This is a genomic window from Agitococcus lubricus (genome assembly GCF_003051055.1).
In the GTDB taxonomy this organism is placed as follows: domain Bacteria; phylum Pseudomonadota; class Gammaproteobacteria; order Pseudomonadales; family Moraxellaceae; genus Agitococcus; species Agitococcus lubricus.
Genome location: NZ_QAON01000042.1, coordinates 1 through 6236 on the forward strand (window position 1 = coordinate 1; position 6236 = coordinate 6236).

The following is a 6236-nucleotide window of genomic DNA, read 5'->3' on the forward strand; positions in this document are numbered from 1 at the left end:
GCTGATGGGGGTATGGATTTAGACGGTGATCCAAGCACTGATGATACCAATGATATTTATATGGTGGCTATGCAGGCAGCCAGTGATTACATGGGTGCATTGGGTGCAGATAATGCCGATTTAGAAGCGTTATTTAATGGCAATGATGACGCAGCGCGTAATGACGCGGCTAATCGTTTGTTAGAGTTTTTAGTGCAGACGTTGGGTGATAACGAAGATGCGATTGATGAAGCGGTTGAAAAATTTGCTTTTGATGTAGATTCTGAGTCAGCGATTTTTGATGATGCAGGTGGTGGTACACATAAAACGGTGTTTGCTATTCGCAAAGGCCAAAAGGTGACGATTCGTAAGCGTATTGGCCCTAAGTTAAAACGCACTGCTAAGCAAAAAGCAGCTTTGGTTAAAGCACAAATGAAAGCGCATAAGCCAGCAGCGGTTAAACGCCGTATGAAGTCTTTAAAGCTGGGTCATAAGCTGGGTGTTTATAAGGCAAATATTGGCAAGTTTAATGGTTAAAAAACAGCCATATAATAACTATAAAAAGAGGAAGCCTAAAAACTTCCTCTTTTTTATGGCGTATTCAGAGAGTCATGGTTGGGTTTTTAACATTGTAGAGTGGGGAGTTAGGCTTTAAAGCATCATCTGATATACTTTAAACATTAAACTATCATAAAGGGAAACTGAACAATGCCATTTTTGGATTGGGTCAACAAAAAACAAGCAGTACAGACCAGTAACAATGTCCCCTATCATTTATTGCAACATCAAAAGAGTTATGGTGACGCAACCGTTGCCAATGACAATTTGATTATTCAAGGCGATAATTTACAAGCTCTTAAAGCACTTTTGCCATTTTATACCAGTAAAGTGAAGTGTATTTTTATTGACCCACCATATAACACGGAAAAAGCATTTGAACATTACGATGATAAGCTAGAGCACTCGCAATGGCTTTCTATGATGTATCCGCGTTTAGTGATGCTACGCGAGCTGTTAGCTGAAGATGGCTGCATTTGTATTACGCTTGATGATAATGAGGTCCATTATTTCAAAGTGTTGATGGATGAGGTTTTTGGTCGCTCAAACTATATCAACGAAGTTAGTTTAAGGATGAAGCAAACAGCAGGAGCATCAGGCGGAGGCGAAGACAAACGTTTGAAAAAGAACATTGAGTATTTGCTTATTTACGCGAAAGAGAAAGACGCATTCGGACGTTTCAATGATGTTTATGAAGAACAGGATTTATTTGATTTAATTGATGAAATGGAGTCGGAAGGTAAAAGTTGGAAATACACTAGAGTTCTAAAAGACCTTGGTGAGCGAAAGTATTTGTGTACCGTTAAAGATGGTTCAGGAGAGCCAATTAAAATTTATACTCATAGTGGAGTTGTCATTGAGCCATTAAGTAAAATTAGCAAAGATGAAAAAACCACAATTGAGCAAAGTTATAAAAAATATTTTGATAAAATATTTAGAGATACGAACGCTCAAAGTTCTATACGAACTAGGGTAATGGAGGCGACAGTTGACCAAGGTGATTTCTTTAGCATCGAGTATGTGCCGCGCTCAGGGAAAAGCAAAGGTAAACCAACAACTCTTTACTATAAAGGAAACAATTGTGATTTAATTGCTTGGCTAAGTGATGTGGCAGTGAAAAAAGGCTCAAGATTAGTCAAGTTGGAAAAGTTAGGTACATATTGGACAGGTTTTCCATTAAATAACCTAACAAAGGAAGGCAATGTCCAATTTCCGAATGGAAAGAAACCAGAGGCACTCATACAGCGCGTTCTAGAGCTATGCTCTGTTGAAAACGACCTCATCCTAGACTCCTTTCTAGGCAGTGGCACAACAGCCGCTGTTGCCCACAAAATGAACCGCCGTTATATCGGCATCGAAATGGGCGAGCACGCACAAACACACTGTATTCCACGGCTCAACAAAGTCATTGAAGGTGAGCAAGGCGGTATTTCCAAAACCTTAAACTGGCAAGGTGGTGGAGGCTTTAGTTTTTATACTTTGGGCGCACCTGTATTTGATGCAGAAGGGCATATCACCACAGATGTACGCTTCAAAGATTTAGCTGCATATATATGGTGGCTAGAAACAAAAACGGCGACTGGCTTTAAAATCGATTCGGATCAAACCCCATTTATTGGAGAACAGGAAGGCGTTGCGTACTATTTATTGTATAACGGTATTTTGGGCGACCGCCGACCTAATGGCGGTAATGTACTCACCAGTAGCGTTTTGGCCTATCTACAAGAAATTCATCCACACTCAGGCAAAAAAGTAATTTTTGGCGAAGCTAATCGTTTGGGGGCTGCACGTCTTACTGCTGAGAATATCGAATTTAAGCAAATACCTTATGAGTTGCATGACCGTGTATAACTTACTTCTAATCATTTCTCAATATTGATCTATTTAAAAATATAAGGATTTATAATGGCACTTACCTTAAAAACATATCAAGCACATGCATTAAAAGCCTTAGAGTCTTTTTTTATAGACTGTCGTGTGCATGGTGAAAAAGCCGCATTTGAACGTGCAGTTGATTACGATGTTAATTATGTTGACCGTTTAATAGGTGTACCTAGCGTCTGTTTGCGTGTGCCTACAGGTGGAGGTAAAACGCTAATTGCTGCCCATAGTATTGCAATTGCTGCTAATCATTACGTTAATACCAATGCGCCCATCGTACTATGGCTTGTGCCATCAGATATGATTCGCCAGCAAACCTTAAAAGCCCTTGCTGATGTGACACACCCATATCGACAAGCCGTTATGCAACGCTATGGCGACAAAATCAAGGTATGTGATTTAGACGGGTTACAAACCATCAATCCTAATGATGTTGGCAAGTCTTGTTTAATAATAGTTACTACTAGCCAAGCATTTAATATAACCAAAACAGAAAAACGTAACGTCTATGCTTTTTTTGAAGAACTAAGTCCTCATTTTTCCGTTCTAACACCTCAACAAGAGCAAGGAATGGAGTGCGTTACTGCTGAAACTATTAAAGAACAACCGCACCTTACTACGTCCGATATTGGGCGAGTTAAGCATTCATTAGCCAATTGGTTTTACTTGCATCGCCCCATTATTGTGTTGGATGAAGCGCATAAAAACCGCTCAAAATTATCATTTGAAACATTCGCTCGTCTCAATCCTGCTTGTTTAGTCGAACTCACAGCCACACCACGCGATAACAATGTCCTGTATTCCGTTTCGGCTGCTGAATTGAAAGCAGCAGATATGATTAAATTACCTGTGGTCTTAACTGAACATCCTGACGGTTGGCAGTCCTGTTTGCGCGACGCCTTGCTGCAACGCCAGCAATTAGAGTTAGACGCACAAAAAGACCCTAGCTACATTCGTCCTATTCTCTTGGTGCAAGCGCAACCGAAGGGCGGTGAAGCGACGGTAGATGTGGTACGAGCGTATTTAATTCAACATGAAAGTGTCCTTGAAGAACAAATAGCCGTATCTACAGGTACAACCAAAGAGCTGAATGATATTAATTTGTTTGCTCCAAATTGCCCCATTCGTGTGGTTATCACCGTAGAAGCACTTAAAGAGGGTTGGGATTGCTCTTTTGCTTATGTCTTAGCATCGTTGCAAAATATGAATTCTGCGGTAGATGTAGAACAACTATTGGGTCGAGTTTTGCGTATGCCTTATGCTCAAAAACGTCCCGTAGAGAGTCTAAATAAAGCCTACGCCCACGTTATTGCTGAGAGTGTTGCCCAAGCAGCCTCCCAGCTTAAAGACCGCATGGTGGCTAATATGGGCTTTAATAAATGGGAAGCCGACTTAGCTATTCAAAAAACACTGCCTGTTGAGACACCACAAGGTCAGGGGCGGGCAAACATAGTGCCAGAGTTAGCATTAGCATTGCCTCACGCACCCGATACCACTCATTTTTCGGATGAAGTGAAACAGGCTATTCAAATTCTCCCTAATACCCAAGGAGCAACATTACTCATTAAAAAAGGGACAAATGAGGACACGTTTAAGCAAATAGAATCCTTTGTGGTACAAAGTGCACCCGCTAAAAAGCAAGAGCAGGTACAAGCGGCATTTAATGATGCACGGGCAGAACGACAAGCTCAACATGCAAGCGAAAACTGGAATGCCCGTTTCGCACCCATTCCGCAGTTATGTCTATTTTTAGACGGTGAATGGCAAGTTGTTGAAAAAGAAGTTATCGAAAATGCAGTTGACTTAGATTTGCTGAATTATCCACTCAACTTGGCATTTAATATCCGTGAAACGGCTCATTCATTTGAAATTGATATGAATATGGCTGGTGAAAATGTGACTTACCGCCAGTTATGGGCAGAGCAACTAACGTTTAATGAGATGCCAACTAATCACACCGAAACAGACTTGGTGATTTGGTTAGATAAGCAAGTTCGCCATACAGGATTAACACAAGTGCAGTTACGAGCTTATCTCGTTAAATTAGTCAGTTATTTGATTAATGAACGAAAATTCACATTAACAGCATTGATTAGGTCACAGTTTCAATTACGACAAGCAGTGCGTAATGAAATAGACCGTTTATTTGAGCTAGCACGTAAAGAAGTTTTTCAAGGTGATTTATTCGGTAAAATGACTGTGGCTCCTGAACCGCAAGCATGGCATCAATTTGAATTTAAGCCAGGTATATATCCCGTTCGTAAACCGTATCGTGGTAGTTATGAGTTTAGAAAGCATTTTTATCAGCAGATTGATGACTTGCGCGAAAAAACCAAAGACGGCAAAAATGCTGAGGAGTTTTTATGTGCTCAAGTGATTGATATGCACCCTCGCGTAAAACATTGGGTACGAAATATCGCTCAGCAGCGAGAAACATCATTTTGGCTTCCAACCGCAAAAGATAATTTCTATCCTGATTTTATCTGTGAATTAGATGATGGCTCAATTGCTGTTATTGAGTACAAAGGTGAACCTCTTGCAACTAATGATGACAGTAAAGAAAAAGATGCTATAGGTCAGCAATGGGCGAATAATAGCCAAGGCAAACGTATTTTTCTCATGGCAAGATCAAAGGCAGAAGATGGACGTGATGTTTATCAGCAGATACATGATGCTCTAGCTAAACACTAATTATAAAGAACTCAGACATTTAATTTTGCTGAAATAGGGAAAAGCAATATATGAACTTATACACCATCGAAGCAGAACTTAACTACCATGATTTGCCAGTCAATCTTAAAGTGGGTTGGTCGTCTGCTTTTGGGGCAGCTTTTTTAGATTATGTGGGTGAAAACCAAATAGTCAAACATCCTGTAAGTATCAACGGACGATTAACTAATAAATGTATTTTTATTGGTGATGAGGCATTGGCTCATCAATTTGCCGAGTATTTGCAAAACAACGCTGATAAAAAGAAAAGATCGCTAAAGTTTTTGATTCGTAAAGTAGATAGTCGTGATTTAGACTATCGCAGAAAGAAAGCTCAAACTGAAGCAAACGCAAATGATGCAAAAATTAGAGAGACCTTAGCATTGTTTAGTAATGAGTAACCCTGTTAATTATCCCTCCTAAAACCCTTCAAACTATCACTCAATAGCCCTTATTGAGTGATAGAACTATGACCACCACGCCTTTATTATTCGACATTAAAAACCTATCTACCGAAGCAGAAAGCATGAAACGACTCATCGAGTTGTTTAGTGCTTTGGGTGAAAAGTTGGTTAGCCATGATGTTGAGAAAGCCTTAAAACGTACCGCTGGCATTAGCTATAAAGAAGTAGCTTTAACTTTTGCTGATAGTCAAACCGTAACTTTGCTAATCAAACAAACTGGCGATATTTTCAAAGTAAAAATTAATGGCAAAGAAGCTGCTTTACGCAATCAAGATGCTCATAAGCCCGAAGCCGTGATACAAGAAATTGCTCAACGGATTAAATCAAGCCGTACTGCTTATCAAAAAGCCTTAGCTGCCAAAACTAAAGCCGATGATGTAGCACAAGCTGCCAAAAGCTCAGGGCTTAAAAATACTCAAAAGACAAGAGTATCTGCCTTGCAAGAACAAGTTAACAGCTTGGATGCCTTAATTGCCGAACGTCAGCAATACAAAGCACAACTAGAGACGGAGTTAGCAGCATAATGATACCTTTATCTAGTGAGTGGGGCGGTGAAAATTACGGCTTAAATAAGCATTTAATTGCCAAAATTTATCCTGTGAATGACGATGGATTAGTAGAAAATGCGGATTCTCAAACCGTAGT

At 40.0% G+C, this 6236-nt stretch carries 4 protein-coding genes and 1 pseudogene; all 5 read left to right on the top strand.

Annotation, left to right across the window (positions count from 1 at the left end; translation table 11 throughout):
* A pseudogene (locus C8N29_RS16915) lies at positions 1-516 on the top strand (hypothetical protein); the annotation flags it as partial.
* 171 nt (positions 517-687) lie between these two features.
* Positions 688-2388 carry a site-specific DNA-methyltransferase gene (locus C8N29_RS16230; protein ID WP_107867114.1) on the top strand — a complete coding sequence of 567 codons (1701 nt, stop codon included), beginning with the start codon at positions 688-690 and terminating at the stop codon, positions 2386-2388.
* A 54-nt stretch (positions 2389-2442) separates the two neighbouring features.
* Positions 2443-5109 (top strand): DEAD/DEAH box helicase, encoded by a 2667-nt coding sequence (locus tag C8N29_RS16235; protein ID WP_107867115.1) that lies wholly within the window; start codon positions 2443-2445, stop codon positions 5107-5109.
* Between the two features lie 50 nt (positions 5110-5159).
* Positions 5160-5528 carry a hypothetical protein gene (locus C8N29_RS16240; protein WP_107867116.1) on the top strand — a complete coding sequence of 123 codons (369 nt, stop codon included), beginning with the start codon at positions 5160-5162 and terminating at the stop codon, positions 5526-5528.
* Between the two features lie 68 nt (positions 5529-5596).
* Positions 5597-6115 carry a defense against restriction DarA-related protein gene (locus C8N29_RS16245; RefSeq protein ID WP_107867117.1) on the top strand — a complete coding sequence of 173 codons (519 nt, stop codon included), beginning with the start codon at positions 5597-5599 and terminating at the stop codon, positions 6113-6115.
* The last annotated feature ends 121 nt before the right edge of the window (positions 6116-6236 follow it).

Bases quoted from the DNA above. Each gene is read 5' to 3' on its own strand.
- C8N29_RS16230 (WP_107867114.1), top strand. From the start codon at position 688: ATGCCATTTTTGGATTGGGTCAACAAAAAACAAGCAGTACAGACCAGT.
- C8N29_RS16235 (WP_107867115.1), top strand. From the start codon at position 2,443: ATGGCACTTACCTTAAAAACATATCAAGCACATGCATTAAAAGCCTTA.
- C8N29_RS16240 (WP_107867116.1), top strand. From the start codon at position 5,160: ATGAACTTATACACCATCGAAGCAGAACTTAACTACCATGATTTGCCA.
- C8N29_RS16245 (WP_107867117.1), top strand. From the start codon at position 5,597: ATGACCACCACGCCTTTATTATTCGACATTAAAAACCTATCTACCGAA.